This is a genomic window from Nitrospirales bacterium (assembly GCA_031315865.1).
GTDB lineage: Bacteria > Nitrospirota > Nitrospiria > Nitrospirales > UBA8639 > JAGQKC01.
In genome coordinates, this window is sequence record JALDRJ010000002.1 from 859,719 (window position 1) to 878,560 (window position 18,842).

At 52.1% G+C, this 18,842-nt stretch carries 17 protein-coding genes; 6 read left to right on the plus strand and 11 right to left on the minus strand.

Annotated features, from left to right (window positions below):
• Positions 1-51: 51 nt before the first annotated feature.
• On the plus strand, positions 52-2,460 hold the full coding sequence (gene lon, locus MRJ96_04040; protein MDR4500610.1) for an endopeptidase La: 2,409 nt from the start codon (positions 52-54) through the stop codon (positions 2,458-2,460).
• 80 nt (positions 2,461-2,540) lie between these two features.
• Here the strand turns inward: lon and MRJ96_04045 are convergent, their stop codons facing one another.
• Together MRJ96_04045 and MRJ96_04050 are read right to left on the minus strand one after the other, a co-directional pair.
• Positions 2,541-3,068, minus strand: a complete 528-nt coding sequence (locus MRJ96_04045; protein ID MDR4500611.1) for an NlpC/P60 family protein — start codon at positions 3,066-3,068, stop codon at positions 2,541-2,543.
• Entirely contained in the window at positions 3,050-3,538 is a 489-nt protein-coding gene (locus MRJ96_04050) for a hypothetical protein (GenBank protein ID MDR4500612.1), read from the minus strand. Before MRJ96_04050 ends, MRJ96_04045 begins: the two co-directional genes overlap by 19 nt.
• Positions 3,539-3,776: 238 nt before the next feature.
• Here MRJ96_04050 and MRJ96_04055 point away from each other — a divergent pair, with 238 nt between their 5' ends.
• Both MRJ96_04055 and MRJ96_04060 read left to right on the plus strand, forming a co-directional pair.
• The gene (locus tag MRJ96_04055) at positions 3,777-5,399 is read left to right on the plus strand and encodes a DUF898 family protein (GenBank protein ID MDR4500613.1); all 1,623 of its coding nucleotides are present in this window, start codon (positions 3,777-3,779) and stop codon (positions 5,397-5,399) included.
• Between the two features lie 108 nt (positions 5,400-5,507).
• Positions 5,508-6,674, plus strand: a complete 1,167-nt coding sequence (locus MRJ96_04060; GenBank protein MDR4500614.1) for a M48 family metallopeptidase — start codon at positions 5,508-5,510, stop codon at positions 6,672-6,674.
• Between the two features lie 12 nt (positions 6,675-6,686).
• Here MRJ96_04060 and MRJ96_04065 read toward each other — a convergent pair whose 3' ends face one another.
• From MRJ96_04065 to MRJ96_04085, 5 genes are all read right to left on the minus strand, one after another.
• A complete protein-coding gene (locus tag MRJ96_04065) occupies positions 6,687-6,977 on the minus strand; it encodes a hypothetical protein (protein MDR4500615.1) in 291 nt (96 codons plus the stop codon).
• An 88-nt stretch (positions 6,978-7,065) separates the two neighbouring features.
• Positions 7,066-8,610, minus strand: coding sequence for a hydantoinase B/oxoprolinase family protein (locus MRJ96_04070; GenBank protein ID MDR4500616.1), 1,545 nt, complete (start codon positions 8,608-8,610; stop codon positions 7,066-7,068).
• A gap of 29 nt (positions 8,611-8,639) precedes the next feature.
• Positions 8,640-10,637, minus strand: a complete 1,998-nt coding sequence (locus MRJ96_04075; protein ID MDR4500617.1) for a hydantoinase/oxoprolinase family protein — start codon at positions 10,635-10,637, stop codon at positions 8,640-8,642.
• A 234-nt stretch (positions 10,638-10,871) separates the two neighbouring features.
• Positions 10,872-12,368, minus strand: a complete 1,497-nt coding sequence (locus tag MRJ96_04080) for an FG-GAP-like repeat-containing protein (GenBank protein ID MDR4500618.1) — start codon at positions 12,366-12,368, stop codon at positions 10,872-10,874.
• 7 nt (positions 12,369-12,375) lie between these two features.
• Complete coding sequence (locus MRJ96_04085) at positions 12,376-12,636, minus strand: hypothetical protein (protein MDR4500619.1); 261 nt, start codon at positions 12,634-12,636, stop codon at positions 12,376-12,378.
• A 115-nt stretch (positions 12,637-12,751) separates the two neighbouring features.
• Here MRJ96_04085 and MRJ96_04090 point away from each other — a divergent pair, with 115 nt between their 5' ends.
• Positions 12,752-12,979, plus strand: a complete 228-nt coding sequence (locus MRJ96_04090; GenBank protein ID MDR4500620.1) for a zinc ribbon domain-containing protein — start codon at positions 12,752-12,754, stop codon at positions 12,977-12,979.
• A 251-nt stretch (positions 12,980-13,230) separates the two neighbouring features.
• Here the strand turns inward: MRJ96_04090 and MRJ96_04095 are convergent, their stop codons facing one another.
• The 3 genes from MRJ96_04095 to MRJ96_04105 all read right to left on the minus strand — a co-directional run bounded on the left by MRJ96_04095 (position 13,231) and on the right by MRJ96_04105 (position 14,445).
• Positions 13,231-13,644 carry a hypothetical protein gene (locus tag MRJ96_04095; protein MDR4500621.1) on the minus strand — a complete coding sequence of 138 codons (414 nt, stop codon included), beginning with the start codon at positions 13,642-13,644 and terminating at the stop codon, positions 13,231-13,233.
• A 277-nt stretch (positions 13,645-13,921) separates the two neighbouring features.
• A complete protein-coding gene (locus tag MRJ96_04100) occupies positions 13,922-14,131 on the minus strand; it encodes a hypothetical protein (protein ID MDR4500622.1) in 210 nt (69 codons plus the stop codon).
• A 119-nt stretch (positions 14,132-14,250) separates the two neighbouring features.
• Positions 14,251-14,445: a hypothetical protein gene (locus MRJ96_04105; protein MDR4500623.1), complete on the minus strand. Its 195-nt coding sequence runs from the start codon at positions 14,443-14,445 to the stop codon at positions 14,251-14,253.
• Positions 14,446-14,532: 87 nt separating this feature from the next.
• Between MRJ96_04105 and MRJ96_04110 the strand changes: the two genes are divergently transcribed.
• Positions 14,533-15,711 (plus strand): PQQ-dependent sugar dehydrogenase, encoded by a 1,179-nt coding sequence (locus MRJ96_04110; protein ID MDR4500624.1) that lies wholly within the window; start codon positions 14,533-14,535, stop codon positions 15,709-15,711.
• On the opposite strand, the gene MRJ96_04115 is transcribed toward MRJ96_04110, so the two are convergent.
• Positions 15,691-16,728: a rod shape-determining protein gene (locus MRJ96_04115; protein ID MDR4500625.1), complete on the minus strand. Its 1,038-nt coding sequence runs from the start codon at positions 16,726-16,728 to the stop codon at positions 15,691-15,693. The genes MRJ96_04110 and MRJ96_04115 overlap by 21 nt on opposite strands.
• A 607-nt stretch (positions 16,729-17,335) precedes the next feature.
• Between MRJ96_04115 and MRJ96_04120 the strand changes: the two genes are divergently transcribed.
• Positions 17,336-18,775, plus strand: a complete 1,440-nt coding sequence (locus tag MRJ96_04120; GenBank protein ID MDR4500626.1) for a M23 family metallopeptidase — start codon at positions 17,336-17,338, stop codon at positions 18,773-18,775.
• Positions 18,776-18,842: the final 67 nt, after the last annotated feature.

The following is an 18,842-nucleotide window of genomic DNA, read 5'->3' on the forward strand; positions in this document are numbered from 1 at the left end:
GCCCACGATTGACTGACTAACGAACGATACAAACCTTGAGGAGTCAATAGAATGAGTGACGACGGATTGATTACAAGTTTACCAGTGGTCCCCGTTAAACGGACCGTATTATTTCCTGAAACATTAGTGCCTTTTACCATTGGTCGCGCTCGGTCCATTGCGGCCGTTGACGCCGCGATGAACAGTGAGGACAAGGCGATCCTGTTCTCGGCTCAGCGCGATTTTGAGCAAGAAGACCCCAAATTCGAAGATCTTTACCAAATCGGCACCAAAGCGCTGATCAAGCAAATGGTGAAGACCTCGGAAGGACATCTCAACATCTTAGTTCAGGGTGTCGAGCGAATGGTGCTCCTCAAGATAGAAGAGGACGATCCTTACCTTATTGTCCGCGCACGGCAATTAGGCCTCCCGGTTGAGTCAAGCCATGAGATCGAAGCCTTACACCGGGCGCTTCTCGATCTCGTCAGCCAACTTACCGAACTGATGACCAACGAGGGCGTCTCCGAAATCGTCAATGTCTTACGCGCCGAGAAGAATCCACTCTCTGTCGCCTACCGGCTTGTTCCACTTCTCAACATGGACGTCGAGCAATTGCAGGCCTTATTAGAAGAATCGCAACTCACCGAAGTCCTGCGAAAAGTCTACGCCGCGTTATCCCATGAACTCCAAATCCTGAAACTCCGGCATCAAATCGCGAGTCAGGCTCAAGCCGAGATTGGAAAGTCGCAGCGTGAATACTTTCTCCGGCAACAGCTCAAGGAAATCCAACAAGAACTGGGTGAATTTGAAGGCGGCGAACATGAGGAAGGTGACGTCGCTCATCTCAAAAAACGCATCGAGGAAACCGATCTTCCTGAAGCCGTCAAAACCGAAGCCAACCGTGAAGTCAAACGGCTGGCCAAGCTCCCTCCCACTGCGCCGGACCATCAGGTCATACGCAGCTACCTGGAACTGGTCCTTGAACTGCCGTGGAACACCACGACCGATGACAACCTCAACCTGTCACATGTCCGTACCGTGCTTGATGAAGACCACTACGGGATCCCGGATGTCAAAGAACGTATCCTCGAACATTTGGCCGTACTGAAGCTGAACCCGTCCGCGAAGGCTCCCATCGTCTGCCTCGTCGGGCCTCCCGGTGTCGGGAAAACCAGTCTCGGTCAGTCTATTGCCCGAGCACTCAATCGAAAGTTCGAACGCATTAGTCTCGGCGGTCTCCACGATGAGGCGGAGATACGGGGCCATCGACGCACGTATGTCGGCGCATTGCCCGGTCGGATTATTCAAGCTCTGCGTCGCGCCGGGTCCAAAAACCCCGTTGTGATGCTCGATGAAGTCGATAAAGTCGGAAGAGATTTTCGGGGAGACCCAGCTTCGGCATTGCTGGAGATACTCGACCCCGCGCAAAACCATACATTTCGGGACAACTATTTAGATCTTCCGTTTGACCTTTCAAAAGTCATGTTCATCACGACGGCCAACACGCTGGACTCCATCTCTCGGCCACTCTTGGACCGCATGGAGATCATCCGGATTCCAGGGTACAGCCAACAGGAGAAACTGGAAATCGCTGTCCGTTATCTGTGGCCTCGCCAACAAGAAGAAGCCGGATTGAATGATGATGTCGTCACTATTCATGACGACGTGATTCCACACATGATTAATCGCTATACCCGGGAAGCCGGAGTCCGGCAACTCGAACAACAATTGGGGCGGCTCACGAGAAAAATAGCCTTGCAACTCGCCGAACGGCCAGTGGATGCTCCACAAGAACAGATCGTCATCGCGAAATCCGACTTGGCCGAGATGTTAGGGATTGAACGGTTCATGCCCGAAGAAGGGCGCAAGGAACTTCCCGTCGGAGTGGCCACCGGCCTGGCCTGGACTGAAGCCGGAGGCGATGTGTTGTACGTGGAAAGTACGCTGCTGCCCGGAGGTCACGAATTGACCATTACAGGACAACTCGGTGACGTGATGCAAGAATCCGCACGCGCCGCCAGGAGCTTTCTCTGGTCACGTGCCGATACTATGGGCTTGTCTCCTTCTTTGTTCAAAAAGAATGGCTTGCATATCCATGTGCCGGAAGGGGCCATACCGAAAGACGGGCCATCGGCTGGCGTCACGATGGCCAGCGCGCTCGCCTCTTTATTCTTGCGTATTCCTGTCCGTCAGGATACGGCCATGACCGGCGAAATCAATCTGAGCGGAATGGTCTTGCCCGTAGGGGGCATCAAAGAAAAAGTTCTCGCGGCGCACCGGGTGGGTATTCGGCGGATCTTGCTACCCAAGGCCAACGAAAAAGACTTGAAGGATGTGCCCGATCAGGTCAAAGATGACATTCAAGTCGTATTCGTCGAGACGATCGACGAGGCCCTCAGAGAAGTGCTTCAGACAGATTCACCATTGGTGTTTCAGGCAAAACTCAAGACCGCCACTCAGCTTGCACCCATTCATCATTGACAACAATGACCTCTGCTCAGTCACGAAACACCCGATTTCTCATAGGCAACCTCGCAAACAGAGGTTGCCTGTGCAAGAGTTCAGACAGCGGGCTGTTGGATCTCTACCCTCTTGGCTTTCCAGTATTTCTTCGCCCAGTAGGTATTGTCCAAGCTTGAAAGCCGTACGCCGCTACTCTTGGACGCATGGAGGAATTTCCGGCCTTCGACATAGATTCCTACATGTCTGGTATGCGGATTGATGGTAAAAAAGACCAGATCTCCGGCCTGTAATTGTCGTTGCACGACCGGTTGCCCCACGTTGGCCTGATCCGTAGACGTCCTCGGCAGTTCAATCCCAAAATGCGATCGATAGGTCAAGTAGACAAACCCCGAACAGTCGATACCGTTTTTGCTCAACCCGCCATAATCGTAATCCACGGCCTTCCATTCTTTGAGCTGATCATAGAGCGATTGCTTCACCGCCTCTTCATCCGACAGTGAGACGACCGTCATCGCATGAATACTCGCGATTGGTCTCTTGGCCTGCGACCAACCGCCGTGACAACCGCTCAGCAACACGCAGCAGACACCGGCGAGAATGATCTGATTTATTCTGCAGACTCGCATGGCGCACGTCCTATGTCTTCGAAATTTGAGCAAGGCAATCTCCTGAGGGTAAACGTTCCGCCTGGCTCCAACGGATCATGGTCTTCTCCGATACGGGTGTACCACCAGTGTCCGTCGGCTGTTTGAAGATCCCGGGCGAGCCGCATTTCAAAGCCCCCCTCCCGGTCGTTGTCCCGCTGATGCCAGCTTCCCTTCCAGACTCCATTCTTGAGACTCGTCGTCACAAACCGTCCATGCTTCCATTCATAGGCCCCGTTGCCTTTCTCGTCGAACGTCAAGGGATAGACGGCATTCCCATCCTGATACTCCCAGGCTCCGACCAGATCAGTAATTCGGATTTGATTCAAGTCTTGTTCTATGACGTTTTCCTTGGTGTCCTGCGGGGTAAGCGGCGTCGCGACGCAGCCGCACATCCCTGCGATCAATACCAAGCCTCCAGCGATGTCCTTCAACATGCGTTCAGTCATCATATTCTTTTGAATCAGCTGTGACGGTTGTTTTTTCCAGTTTCTCGCTCTCCTGATTCACCCGAACATGCCCCTCTCTGTTATTACCCTAATCTAGTCGGAAAAAAAGTCAAGTATCCTGATATTCGTTGATTTAGGTTCCCTCTCGTTTTTTCCGATAGAAACCACCAGACGCCGCAACATCGACACGTTCTCCTGTTTCATTGAACGCCGCCAGGGCACGACTGCGAGGAATCTCAACATGGATTCGGCAACTGATCTCATCTGCCCCGAGTGTGGCGAACAACAACCAGGCTCCGATGAATGCGTGTCTTGTGGCGCAGACCTCGCCAATCTGAATGAAAATATTCCAACCATGCAGGGGAAGAAGCCTGTATCCGCGGCTTGGCCTACTCAGACCGCTGGGAACACCCCCCCCGGTCAACAGGGCACAGCCAGCTCCGGCGTAGTAAGTCAGCCACTGCCTTCAAACGAGACGACAGACCAATCCGACACAGCCGTTACAGATCAAGACACCACAGAACGCCCGCCCAGGTCAGGAGAATCTTTAACGGCCGAGAGCGCACAGAATGATCCTCACTCTGCTATGCACACGGAAACATTCGTGTCCCAGGAAATACCTCTGCCATTGCCATGGAAAGACATTTCTCAGACTGTAGAGGAGAGCGCTCTCGAAGCGTCACCTCCCATCGAACGGACAATACCCATCGAACCCTCAGACTCCACGGACCCGGAATCCCAGTCAGGTGAAACACTTCCTCCTACGGCAACGAAGGCATCGCCGCAAGATGCCTCGACCGATTCACACAAAATTAGACATCCATTGTTTTGGGGAACCGGACAATCTCTGTTCGGCATCTTTATCGTCAATACTTTTCTGACATTGATCACATTCGGTATCTATTCATTCTGGGGCAGGGCTCGCGTCCGGTCATTTTTGAATAGCCAAACGAGTTTTGCCAAAGCCAGGTTTGCCTATCATGGGACGGGGAAGGAACTCCTCACTGGATGGCTCAAAGCGATGCTGGTCTTCGGTATTCCCTATCTGTCTTTGAGTGCGGTGCCCTATTTTTGGCAAGGGCTTCCTCAATATATCGCTCAAGGATTCGCCGCAGTGCTCTTACTTTGCTTTATTCCGGTTGCCGTCGTCGGGGCCCACCGCTACCGCCTGAGTCGAACCTCTTTGCGGAATATTCGCTTTTCCTTCTGCGGCACCGTGTCGGACTACGCCAAATTATGGCTGAAAGGCTCTTTGCTGACCATTCTGACTCTTGGTCTCTATTATCCATATTTCGAGAATGCCAGACGGCACTATCTGGTGTCGCACTCCCAATTCGGCAGCCGGGTCTTCACGTATGATGGAACTGGGACAAGTCTTTTTTCCATATACGGAAAGGCAACCGGGCTCTATCTTGGCGTGATCCTGCTTCTAGGGGGAGTCACGTATGGCGTGCTGGTTTCTTATCTTGCCATGCCTCTCACTGACATACAGACTTTAATGTTATTTGCTGCAAGCTCCTTCCCGATCATTGCTGTCGTAGGGCTCATCTTTCCTTGGGTATATTTGCAGGCTGCCCGCCAACGCTATTTTTGGAATCATACCCGATTTGGTGAAGCCCGATTCGTCTCTACCGTCACCGTCTGGAAAATCTTTGAGCTACGCCTGACGCATCTCATCCTCTTACTCTGTACCTTGGGACTCGCCTGGCCCTGGGTCCAGGTTCGCAACCTTCAATTCTTTTATTACTACACCGGCCTTCATGGAGTCATTGAACTTGACCACATCGGACAGGAAGCCACGGATGCCTCGCCAACCGGCGAGGAACTCGCAGGATTTTTTGACACCGGGTTTGATCTGGGCTAAGCAGGCGAAAACATTGCTCGTCGCCGACAAATAGCATCCCGTCAAAAAATGACGCGAACACGATCCATGACAGTCGGATAATACTCAACAGACTCTTTCCACTCACTCGTGAATTCCCATACACCTCGTACCGAATGGAACGGCATCTATTATGATGGCGTCTCGGCCACACCTCACCGCGTGACAATCCAGATTCGACCGACCGGCCTGCAGATCATCGCACGCTCTGGCAGTCAGTTATCGTGGCACTATCAAGACATCCGGCAAACGCAAGGGAAATATTCAGGGGAAGAAGTCCGATTGGAGCGTGGTAACGGGATTTGTGAAACACTCGTGATCTCAGACACGGCAATCCTCGACAGTCTTCATCAGATTGCCCATACCCACGTGACACACTTTCATAATCCGGCGCGTCGCCGACAACGCGTCCTGCTCACGATATTCGCCGGTCTGGCCAGCATCCCTCTGTTTTGGCTTGCGTTCTCCTGGGGCATCCCATGGCTTTCCGGTCCAATCACCACGCTCATTCCGGTTTCCTGGGAAGAAGAGCTCGGGAAATTCATGACGACGAAACTCGCTCCACCCGGGAAACGATGTACGGATGCGCAAGTCATCGACTCACTGCAAAGTATCGTTAACACGCTCAGCCGGTCACTAGAGGACAATCCATATGCTTTCACTCTTACTGTCGTCGACGACACGACCAAAAGAAAACCATCTTCTGTGAATGCGTTGGCTGCGCCAGGAGGTCAAATCCTCGTCTTTCGTGGACTGCTTGAGAAGACTCAGACTGCGGAAGAGATGGCGGGCGTGTTGGCGCATGAAATGCAGCATATCTTCCTCCGCCATAGTATGCGACTCTTGGTGCAACAAGCCTCCATCGGAATCGTGGTGGGAGCCTTAAGCGGCGACGTCAGCGGCCTTACGACATTCGGACTTCAGGCTACACAATTGTTGCAAACCTTATCGTACAATCGTGAAGTGGAGGAAGAAGCAGACAGGGGGGGAATGCGGTTGTTACTTCGCGCCGGAATCGATCCCCAAGGCATGCTGAATTTCTTTGATACAATCGATGGCGTACTCAGAGAAAAAGAACATTCTCGAAACATCCCAGAATATCTGTCGACGCACCCTTCATCGCAAGAACGTCTTACGCGATTGAAGGCTCACATTCCGTCGATCTTTCAACCAACAATCTCTTTTCCGTCTCAAATGAAATGGAAAGACATTCGAGAACGTTGCAATCCTCAGAAAACACAGCAACAGGGTACCTAGCCGCTGAACCTCTTACATCTTCACAAAAGTAATATGCGACCGATATTCCTCGATAGCGGCGCCAAGCGCCTTACTCCCCAATGGGATATTGGCGTCTAGGGTGTCTTCGATGTCCTCATCATCGATGATCACTTCATAGCGTTCATGCTGATTCGTCAGGATGACGCCTTGTCCTGGAGTCACTTGTCGCGGCATATAAATTTCTTTCCATACTTCCTTCTCTACTAAACAGACATCCCTAAATCGCTCGTACAATAGTGCAAGCTGTTCGGGATCGGTGATTTTTTTCTTCTCTTCAGCCATTCAACATTCTCCTTCTTCATTTCTTTCCGCTTTTTCCGTTGAGCTAGATCTTGTTGACTTTCCTGCTCTCGGGTTCCAATCTTGCGGCTCACGTCTTCTCCCCATACCCTCCGCCTCCTGGGGTTTCAATCGTGAGACTATCACCGACTTCCACGTCGAGGCGACATTTGCCTGGCAATTCCCGCGTCACGCCATGATGACGCAGTTGATTCCGTCCGGACTTCCCTGGTTTGCCACCTGCAAGACCGTAGGGTTGCCTTTGACGCCGCTCGGAAAGAATCGTGACATGCGCATCTTGCAAAAACTCATACTCACGACACAAGCCATCGCCACCCTGATGGACTCCGAGCCCGCCTGACTCTTTTCGCACTTCATACCGGTTCACCCGGAACGGATAGGCATACTCCAATGCTTCCACCGGAGTATTCAAGGTATTGGTCATGTGAGAATGGATCGCGCTGGCACCGTCACTCGATACGCTCGCACCCATGCCACCTCCAATCGTCTCATAATAGGCAAAGGGTTGGCGCCGTTCAGCATGCCATCCTCCGATCGCGATATTATTCATGGTACCTTGGCTGGCGGCTGGAATACGTGCCGGAATTGCTTGCGCCAATGCCCCGAGCACCACATCGACGATTCGTTGCGATGTTTCGACATTCCCCCCAGCCACTGCGGCTGGCGGGCGGGCATTCACGACGGTGCCTTCCGGCGCCACGACGTGAACGGGTTTCATACATCCACTGTTTGCGGGAATATCCAGTCCTAACAGACAGCGAAAGACATACATGGTCGCCGAAAGCGTAATAGGATACACAGCGTTCACGCCGCCTTTTCGTTGAGAATCCGATCCCGTAAAATCGACGGTCACTTCGTCGCCTACAATCGTGACTGCGGCCCTAATGGCAACGGGGTCAGTAGTCAGACCATCATCATCCAAGTGATCCTCGAATTGATAGTGACCGTCTGGAAGGTCGGCGATGAGTTGCCGGGTCATGCGCTCTCCGTATTCGATCAACCCCTCCATGTCCTGTCCAATGGACTCTGCTCCATAACGTTCTATGAACATTCCAAGTCGCTGAATCCCGATACGATTGGCGGCAAGTTGCGCATGAAGATCTCCGGCTCGCTCAACCGGCGTACGGACATTGGCCAAGAACAAATCCCATACGTCCTGATTGATCACGCCCGCGTGAAGCAGTTTGATCGGAGGAATGATCACGCCTTCCTGGTAGAGTTCTTCAGACAATGGCATTGACCCGGCCGACATCCCTCCTACATCGGCGTGATGGGCACGGTTGGCGACGAATCCCACGAGTGTTTCACGCCCATCGGTCTGAGCATAAACGGGCGAGACCATCGTGATGTCCGGAAGATGCGTCCCCCCCTGGTAGGGATCATTGACGATGGCCACATCGCCGGGAGCCAGCTTGAGCTTTTGCGTACATGCCTGAACGGAAAGGGGCATGGCGCCCAGATGGACAGGAATGTGTGCAGCCTGGGCCACCAATTGCCCCTTCGCATCGAAGACCGCACACGAGAAATCACGGCGCTCTTTGATATTAGGAGAATACGCCGCACGTTGGAGGCAAACGCCCATCTCTTCCGCGACCGACACGAACAGGTGTTTCATGATTTCTATTCGAATCGGATCATGCACCTTTACGTCCCCACATGAATAATCAGATTTCGGTAGCCGTCCACGGTCGCCACATCCGTCGACCCAAGGTAGATGGTGGTGTCTTCCTGCACAATGAGGGCCGGACCCTGAATCTGACAACCTGTGTTCAACAACACACCATGATAATGCGGAATCATTTCAACCGTTCCTTGCAAGACCACAGGCCGCTCACACCACAGCGCATCATCAGCCTTTGAAGAGCCCACAGGAAATGACGGTAGGACCGGGGGTTGGACAAGACTGAAGGCACGCACTCGAATATTCACGAGTTCAATTCGGTCATCCGGATGGGAAACGCCATATCGTGCATGATGAAGCCGATCGAACTGCGTTCTGAAATCCCTGGTCAACGGAACCGACAACTCAAACGACTGCCCCAGGTATCGGATATCGAGTTCCCGGATTATCTCAATCTGACGACCCTCGAGATCCTGACTCGACAGATCCTCCATCCCCTGCTCCACAAGGGGTCGGGAACAGTCTTCCAGTAGATCGTACGCTATATCTTCAGACAACATGATTGTTTGCACATAATCTCTTTGAACGTCAGCCGTCAGCATGCCTAAGGCCGACAACGTCGACGCCTGAGGAGCCACCAGGATTCGCGGTATGGCTAATTGTCTCGCCAAATCACAGGCGTGCAATCCTCCCGCACCGCCGAATGAAACGAGCGTGTAATCACGCGGATCATACCCTCGCTCGACAGATATCACCCGTATGGCCCTTTCCATATGGGCATTGACGACTTGTACGATCCCGAGAGCAAGCGCTTGCCGTGGGGAGAGGCCCATAGGGAGAGGCAATACCAACTCATTCGCGAGTTTATCCATACATTTGACCGAGGCATCGCATGCCAACTTCATGGTTCCGTTCAGGAGGCCGCCATCGGGAAGACGGCCAAGCATCACATTGGCATCGGTCACGGTAACCGCTCGCCCGCCCCGCCCGTAACACACCGGACCCGGGTCGGCCCCGGCACTACGCGGGCCGACTCGGAGTCCTCCACCCGCGTCTCGATGGGCGATCGACCCGCCGCCTGAACCGACTGAGTGAATATCCAGGACGGGGATCCGAATCGGGAGCCCGTCCACTTTCGCTTCGTGCGTCACTTGAGGATGCCCATTGACCAACGAGACATCCGTCGATGTTCCTCCCATGTCGAACGTAATAAGATTCTCATAGCCAGCCAGTCGAGCCACGTATCGGGCTCCGACGACTCCGCCGGCCGGACCAGATAGGATTGAACGGACTCCCTGTCCGCGTGCCTGTAGAACCGACAGTCTTCCGCCATTGGACTGAAGAATATGAAAAGCCGGCAATCCCGCGTCCCGTTCCAGCTTGGCCAGATACCGATCGAGAACGGGAGAAACATAGGAATTCAGCGTCGTCGTGCTTGTCCGCTCATATTCACGGAATTCCGGGACGAGCTCATGAGATGCCGTGACAAAAAACCCCGAATCCCTGAGACACGCGGCCACTTTTTGTTCGTGTTCGGGAAGGAGGAATGAGAAGAGAAAACTCACGGCGACCGACTCAATCTGATTTTCACGTAAAAGTGGGATGAGGTCCCGCACTTCATCCATGTTCAACGGAATCAGGACCTTCCCGCGATGATCCACTCGTTCCGTGACTTCAAAACAGCGTTCCGGAGGAACAAGAGGCACGGGAGGCTGAGGGGAAAGATCATACAATCGCTCTCGTGATTGCCGTCCGATCTGTAATAGATCGCGAAATCCCTTGGTCGTGAGCAAAGCCGTCGTCGCTCCGTTTCGTTCCAACAAGGCATTGGTTGCCACCGTTGAGCCATGTACGACAAGAGAAGATTCAAGGTCGTGAATGGTCCTCAAGCCTTCAAGGACCGTGCGTTCAGGAGCTGATGGACTCGACAATCGCTTAAAGCTGGTAACAGATCCATCGAGATCGTCCGCGACGACAAAATCCGTAAACGTCCCCCCGATATCAATACCGATTCTTTTCACGCTAGGGTACCTAAGAATAAGACATTGGGCGTCGTGTGGGACTCTTCAGTGAAGGACAAGTAGCCTATGCAGACCTAACAATCACCGGCCATGCTCTAGGCCATTTTCACCGAACGAGCATAGGATTTCGCGTTCAAGTGTAAAGGATACGGCTGGAAATTTGAAAGGCAGGGAAAAGCGAGAAAAGACTGACAAAGAAGGAGGGGACAGGCATCTATACTGTTCGGGATACCATCAACCCTTGAACGTGCCTTTTAGCATCACAACTCTAGGGCTCCCACTGCTATTGTCCAAGACACGTATCATCGCCGTATGAATACCGATTTCTTTCGGAGTAAACAGGATGTGCATCGCGCAAGAATTCCCGGTCTTGAGCGTCGCTTTCGTACACTGATTCTTCGTCAACGAAAAGGCTTCTGGGTTTTTTCCGACGACCTCGACATTCAAGACTTCAAGCGGACCAAGTCCGATGTTGGAGAGAAGAACCGACCGCTCAGGTGAATCAGTATGTTCCCGGTTTACTTCAAATTCGACCAACTCCGCGCTGACGCTCGCGAGGGGAATATCTCCCTCTCCACTTAACAAAACAGAAACCGCATCCGAATCACTGTCAGCCGTGGCCAAGTCCGGCAATTCGTCAAGATCGAAATCTTCTACGACCAACGCCGATGGCGTCGTTCCCACACTAAAATGGCCCGCCTTCTGGTACGTGGCTTCTCCCCGGTTGAGAAGAACCGAGACACTATTCGAATCACGATTGGTAACGATGAGATCCAATTGTCCGTCTCCGTCAAGGTCACGAACGGCGACGGAGACCGGGCTGAACCCGACCTTCATCGGCCCCCTATTCACGAATTCTCCCTCCTCATCCTGCAGGAGGACAGTCACGCTATCAGTGAAGAGACTCGTCGTCACGAGATCCCCTCTCCCATCCCCATTCAAATCCATTCCCGTAATCGCACTCAATGTCAATCCTGCATCGATTTCCTTTTCGAGTGAGAGTTTTCCCTTTCCCTGGTTGACCAACAATGAAATCAACCCGTTTGGCGTGCGCCAACTCGGCTGACTCCAAGTCACGGCGACATCGGGAAGCCCGTCACCCGTCAGATCCCCGGCGTATACACCCGTCGGAAACATACCGTCGCGTCCCTCGGTCTCGTAGAAGGTCGGCTCACTAAAAATTCCCTTGCCCTTGTTTAACAGGACCGAGACATTGAACGGAGGATAATAGCCAAACCGCCCGCTATTAGCCGTAATGACATCGACACTCCCGTTTTCATCAATATCGTGTAACAGGACAAACGTGGTGCCCTTACCAGAGGGATAGCGCTTCAACGAACCAAACGACCCGTCACCCAGCCCTTTGAGGACCACGATTTGATCCGTTCCACTCGTCGCCACGACCAAATCCAAAATATCATCCTGATCGATGTCCTTGGTTGCCACGGCCATCGGAATTTTTCCGACGCCAAATGACACGGCAGACCGAAACGTTCCGTTTCCATTACTCAGCAAAATCGAGACATCATCCGATGTGCTATTAACCGTCGCAAGATCGAGAAACCCGTCACGATTAAAATCCCCTGCCGTCATCGCTTGTGGTGTTCGCCCTACAGGCGAACTGGCGATCGGCGTGTATACGAGGTTTTGCGCAAAAACTGGCAGACACCATCCGAATATCCCAAACCCCAAGACTCCTAATCTCATGAAAAATCTGACACCAGAACCCATGCGGACATCAATCCTTATGCAAATCGGTAAAGTCCTTTAACAGGGCAATTTCAATGGCTTCAGTCGGAGCCATACCTCGATTTCGTACATGTGCGGACCAGGAAGGATATTTTCTCAAGGTCGAAAAAATCGACTTCACGACATCAGGCAATACGCGAGCATCCCAATCATGGAGCCAGGCTTGTTCGTCATCATCTCCCTCGTAGTCATCTGGAAATTGCGCTTCCAGGGAAAATGAAATGGTGAACGTCTTTTCTTCATGGTACATAACGGAACCCTCTCTCAGCGAATTCTGCCTGACTCACGCGTCCAATAATGTCATTGCCAGATGAGAAAATGCTTTTCTATAATATCATGATCGGTTGGATTAAGGAGAATAGCGCATGCCAATTTTTTCGTACATCTGCCAGGAATGTTCCCATCATTTTGATCAGATTGTCCAGGGATCAACGATCCCTCAATGCCCTCAGTGCCAGGCTACAACCCTGGAGAAACAATTGTCAGCCTTTGCGGTTGGCGGGAATGACGAAGGAACCGTCATGGGGGGCGGACCCGGCGCCTGTGGTTCTTGCGGTGACCCGCGAGGTCCCGGAGCTTGCTCGCTGAACTAAGAAGCCCTCGTTTGTCGCGCTTCTATTCACTCTTGTCCGGGAATCATATGCCCGAGTCCATGGAGGAGAAGGAACGCCATCTTATTCGAAAGGAGCCGCCTCGATCGTCCTCTTTAAATTGGGCGTCACGCCCAGTCACATAGGCCAATGAAGTGGCGAAGGGGAAAGCGGGCTTCTACTCCTTGAGGACGGAAGAATCGTCAGAGAAGAGTTTTGTATTGAACTGGCGACAGCTCTGGATTCCTCAGCCTTCATCCAGACATTGCCGCCAAGTGTTCGTTCCCGTTTAGCCCGTCTTCATTGGGATCTATCCAGGATTTCTTCGGAAATCCTAACGAGTCCGCCCCCTCTCCATAGTAGAGCGCATGCGCCTTAAGAAGATACGTGATCGGGCCGATCGTTCCGTCGGTTTCCAGCACTTTTATCTGTGGATCGCGTAACTCCGGCAAGGACGGATGACGACCAGGCAAGATGCTCAGCACTCGATGGATGGTGATATGCGTACGCTGTTCGCCGGTTAGGTCACGATACATGACCACCATCATCCCATTCGGCAACAGCTTGCTCTCCTCCGGAAGATCGACTTCAAATTCCTTGGGATCAGGAAAATCCAGGCAGGCCAGAGAGACAAGCGGGACGATCGTCAGGAGGGAAACTATGCCCAAACATATAACGGACCTTTTGGAAATAGGAAGGAAGCCTTTCACGAGGCACCTCCTCTGCTAAAGGGTGGTCCTATCTTTTACGCCTACTCTTCTTTTCGGTTCATGAGCGAAGAAACTTTAGAGACGTGTACTATCAATGGGGAATTTCAAGAAACGGATAAGGGCAAAGCTCAGGATTGGAGGATTCGATACGGACGCTCAAGGTGTACCCCTGAGCCTGGAAACCATGAATAAGGGCGATATTGTGAGGAGGAAAGACCAGAAGAAAGAAGAAGGGCTATTCGGAACTGCCAAGCATGTCGTCGACTAACGGACGATTGATATCTTCGCACCCTGGACAAATCGTATCGAAGAGCGCTTCATGGTCTTCGACGTAGTTTTTCCCATCAACCAAATTCTCTTCATGAACTGAATCAAAGCAGGTCGGACACAACATCATGAGCCCACGCATGACTCTCACGGTTTTTCGTCCAACGCTACCAGCCATTTCAACCGGCCTTTCGTATCTTCTTCTTGCTCGCAGCCTGAATTTCGCGGGAGGCTTCTTCGGCGTGTCCGCTATTTCCCTGTTCCCGAATAACGTTTCAATCGGTACATACGGAGAATTCAGGACCACCCACGCCGTTGAGCTAACAAAAAATCTTCTTGTTCGAGGTCAATTCCGCAATCCGGACATTCGTAGGGCTCGTCAGGAGGTGGAACGAACAACTCCTTTTCCTGGACCCTTCCCTGACAGACATGGTAAAAATGTCCACCAGATTTTTCTTCATCCAAGATGTCGTTTTCGTATTTCAGGATCATGGGCTTCTGGTCCTAATGGTCTTTGACAGTAATGCCTACTTTTTATAACAAGGAAAACTTTCGGTACGCAATCCTGGGATTTTCCACATGAAACGCCTTGGTCTACACACTCCAAAACCTCTGAAAATCCTGGTTTTCCTGCTGCTTGCTCAACCATTCTTGGGAACACAAGCGTTCGGACTTTCCGTGCCACCCAACGTCTCGAATGCGTTTCTTGAGCTCACGCCGGTGACCAAGGGCATTTTACAGAAGCCAATTTTCTTGACCTTTGCTGATGCGAGCGGACAATTATACGTGGTCGAGCAGAAGGGAACCATCCGCATCCTGAAAGATGGAAGACTCTTATCGGAACCTTTTCTGAATATTTCTTCGATGGTGGCCACTGGTGGAGAACAAGGCTTGCTGGGATTAGCCTTTCACCCGAAATATGAACAAAATGGGAGATTGTTCATCAACTACAGCCGCAAACAGGATGGGGCCACCATCATCGCCGAGTATCAACGCTCAACGAACCCACTTCTCGCGAAGCCGGAAGGAAGAATTTTACTGGTAATCCCTCAACCCTACAGCAATCATAACGGTGGCATGTTGGCCTTCGGCCCCGATGGTTTTCTGTATACCGGCATGGGTGATGGCGGCGCCGGCGGTGATCCTGAGAATCGAGGGCAGAACACCGAAGAGTTACTCGGGAAGTTTCTTCGAATAGATGTTGACCATGGGGATCCGTACGGAATTCCCTCAGACAATCCATTCGTGAAAAAGGGAGGAAAACCTGAAATCTTCGCATCAGGCTTTCGTAACCCCTGGCGATTCTCCTTCGATCGAGAAACCGGAGAACTCTGGGCCGGAGACGTCGGGCAAAAATCGTGGGAAGAGATTACCATCGTCAAACGAGGGCAGAATCACGGCTGGCGACTGATGGAAGGAACGCATTGCTTTATGCCTAAAAAAAATTGCCAAAACAATTCCCGTCTCACCCTCCCTGTTTTGGAATACAAAAATGGGAATGGACGCTGCGCAGTCACGGGGGGCTATGTATACCGAGGTCAGCAGATGCCTCAATTGCGGGGAACCTACGTGTTCGCGGATTTTTGCAGTGGTGAAATTTTTGGTTACCTGAAGGGGTCATACCGGGTGCTACTTGACACCGATCTACAAATTTCATCGTTTGGCGAAGATCGTTCCGGCGAGCTGTATGTGCTCGATCATGGCGGGTCAGTACACAAACTGACATCTCTCACGACATCAGGTAGGCTTCAGCAGTGAGACTTTTTTGAAGAGGTCTCCTTCATCTAAGACTTTTCCGACACCGAGGACCACAGAAGTCAATGGATCTTCCACCGTGATGATCGGAAGGTTCGTTTCCTCCTGAAAACGCGTCGCCAAACCCGGCAGCATCGACCCGCCTCCGGTGATCACCACACCGCGATCAATGATATCCCCTGCCAATTCCGGCGGCGTATTCTCTAACGAGGTTCGAAGCGCATTGACGATCGCATGAATCGGCTCTTCTAACGCCTCACGAATTTCCGCATCGTTAACCACCACGGTACGAGGGATTCCTGAAATCATGTCCCGCCCCTTGACCATCATCGTTTTTTGTTGTTCGAGGGGATACGCAGACCCCACTTCCATCTTGATTTTTTCCGCCATATGCTCCCCGATGAGCAAATTATACCGACGCTTGATATAGCTCATGATCGCATCATCCATCTGATCGCCAGCCACTTTCACGGATTCGCTACAGACGATGCCACCCAACGAGATGACGGCGATATCAGTCGTCCCCCCGCCAATATCGACGACCATATTGCCTGATGGCTCCGTAATCGGAAGTCCAGCTCCGATCGCAGCGGCGACAGGCTCTTCGATCAAGTAGACTTCCCGGGCTCCGGCATGAGTGGCCGATTCACGCACCGCTCGTTGTTCCACTTCCGTAATGCGCGAGGGAACTCCAATGATACATCGAGGGCGGACGAACGAATTTCGGTTATGCGCTTTCGTGATAAAATAGTGAAGCATTCGCTCTGTCATCGCAAAGTCAGCAATAACCCCCTCTTTAATGGGACGGATCGCAACGATATTGCCTGGCGTCCGACCCACCATTTTCTTGGCTTCGGCTCCAACAGCCAACACGGAGTTGCTCTGTTTCTCGATGGCCACGACAGACGGCTCACTGAGCATGATGCCCTTCCCCCGTACATAGACCAAGGAAGTCGCGGTCCCTAAATCAATGGCCAGATCGCTCGAAAACCAACCGAGAAAGTCTCCTGCTAGTCCCACGGCATCTCCTTCCTGAGAATGTCAAACGACTGCGTACGATACTCGCAGTTGCTTCTTTAATCTGAATGTCTCTCACCTGAGGCAATATACATCCTTCACTATTCATCATCGGTAGGAAATAAAAAATAATGAAGAAGAATAGAGATAAAAGCACGCGTACGACGAGAAATAGAGCAGATCAGCTCATCCACCTGTGTCTAGTAACGGTCACTCGTCCATGAAGTTGGCGAGACAATGACTTGGATTGATGCTCTCTATTCTATGATGGTCTCGTCGGTGAGTCCAGTTCGAACATGACTATGAGCGGGCACAGGCTATGCGATCACTTCTCGAGTGTCAAGAGGACAATAGACAAAATCGCGTTGAAGCCCACAGCATCTGTCATACTCAGGAGAATTTCTCATGAGCAACTTGCTCTCTTCCCTTCATATGGTATAAGTGTAAGGAAAGACGATACGTGCCGTTCCACTCAATTTCCAACGTTTTGGGATCTGCCCCGGCGCATGGTATTCTTAGATAAGACATGGCAATGGCCCTTAGTTTCGCGATAGATCTTCACGTCCTCCTTCCAACATATTCATAACAACACAGGAATTACTGGTTTCGCGTGTCGAAAAAAATTCTCGTTATCCTCGCCGCCCTCGTCCTTATGACGACCTACGTGGTCGTTGTCGGCCTGACACGTTGGGGGGATGTGACCCCGCCCGAAATCGTCATCACGACACCGTTCGACGAGGTCGGCCCCACAACGCCCCTTTCCCTGCGCATCACGGACCCCGGCACGGGATTGCGCTCGATTTCGGTTCAGATCGTCCATAATCTCAAAACGTACGTCATTACCGAACAGGCCTTCGCATCCCAAGGTCTTCTATCAGCCGAAGGGGGCACCCGCCACGAGTTTGAGTTAACGGTCACTCCTTATGAAGAAGAGACAATCCCGCGGAAACCAGGGGAAGCCAAACTGATCATCACGGCCCGCGATCATTCGTGGCGGAATCTACTCGAAGGCAACAGAAAACGTGTCACCCATGAATTTACCCCCAAATTCACTCCCCCGCGTCTGGAACTCCTTTCTTCGCCCGCCTCGATCACTCAAGGTGGTTCTGGCATCGTTCTCTATCGCGTCTCTCCGGATGCCGTGATCCATGGGGTCAAAATCAATTCGGCCTTTTTCCCCGGCTATCTCATGCCTGAAGATGACGGCATGTTTGCGTTGATCGCCGTCCCGTATAATGCGCGCGCCAATACCCCCATTCACCTGACTGCCAGTGATTCCGTCGGCAACAGCGCCATCCTGGACGTCGACCTGCACGTCAGGAAGAAGAGCTGGAGAACCCGGCGTATCGGAATTTCCGACCGCTTCATTCAGAAAACCGTTCTCCCGATTATTGCGCAAACTCCGGAAATTTCGGAGCAGGAGTCGAATCTCGACAATTTCGTCACGGTCAATAACCAATTACGGAAATCGAACAATCAAACCATTCGAGAATTCTCGAAGCAGACGGCAGAGCGTTTTCTATGGGATAAAGCATTCCAACAACTTCCTGGCTCCCAAGTGGAAGCCGCCTTTGCCGACCATCGCAATTACGTGTACAAGAACAAAATCGTCGACACCCAGGATCATTTAGGGTTCGATCTTGCGGTCACCAAACACTATCCGATTCAAGCTTCGAACGCCGGCATCGTACTCTTTGCCGGGTACCTGGGCATCTACGGCAACACGGTGATCATCGACCATGGCTATGGCTTGCAATCGCTCTACGCTCATCTGTCTTCCTTCTCTGTTCAAACGGGTCAATCGGTCGAATTAGGACAGGAGATCGGGCGTTCCGGAACAACTGGCTTAGCGGCCGGAGATCATCTACATTTTAGCTTGGTTCTCCACGGAGAACAGGTGAACCCAACCGAATGGTGGGACGCCAATTGGGTGCAAACCCGTATCCGTAACAAACTTCATCTCCCGAAATTACAAATGGAAAATCCGGACACTGAGCCAGCAGAAGAAGAGGAGTCTCTCGGACCTGTACCGCCAGCCATCCTCCCCTAATGCCACTCTCCGTACCAGATAACGCAACCCATGTCAGAGGCGCTTAAGGAACGACTCGTTCTGCTCA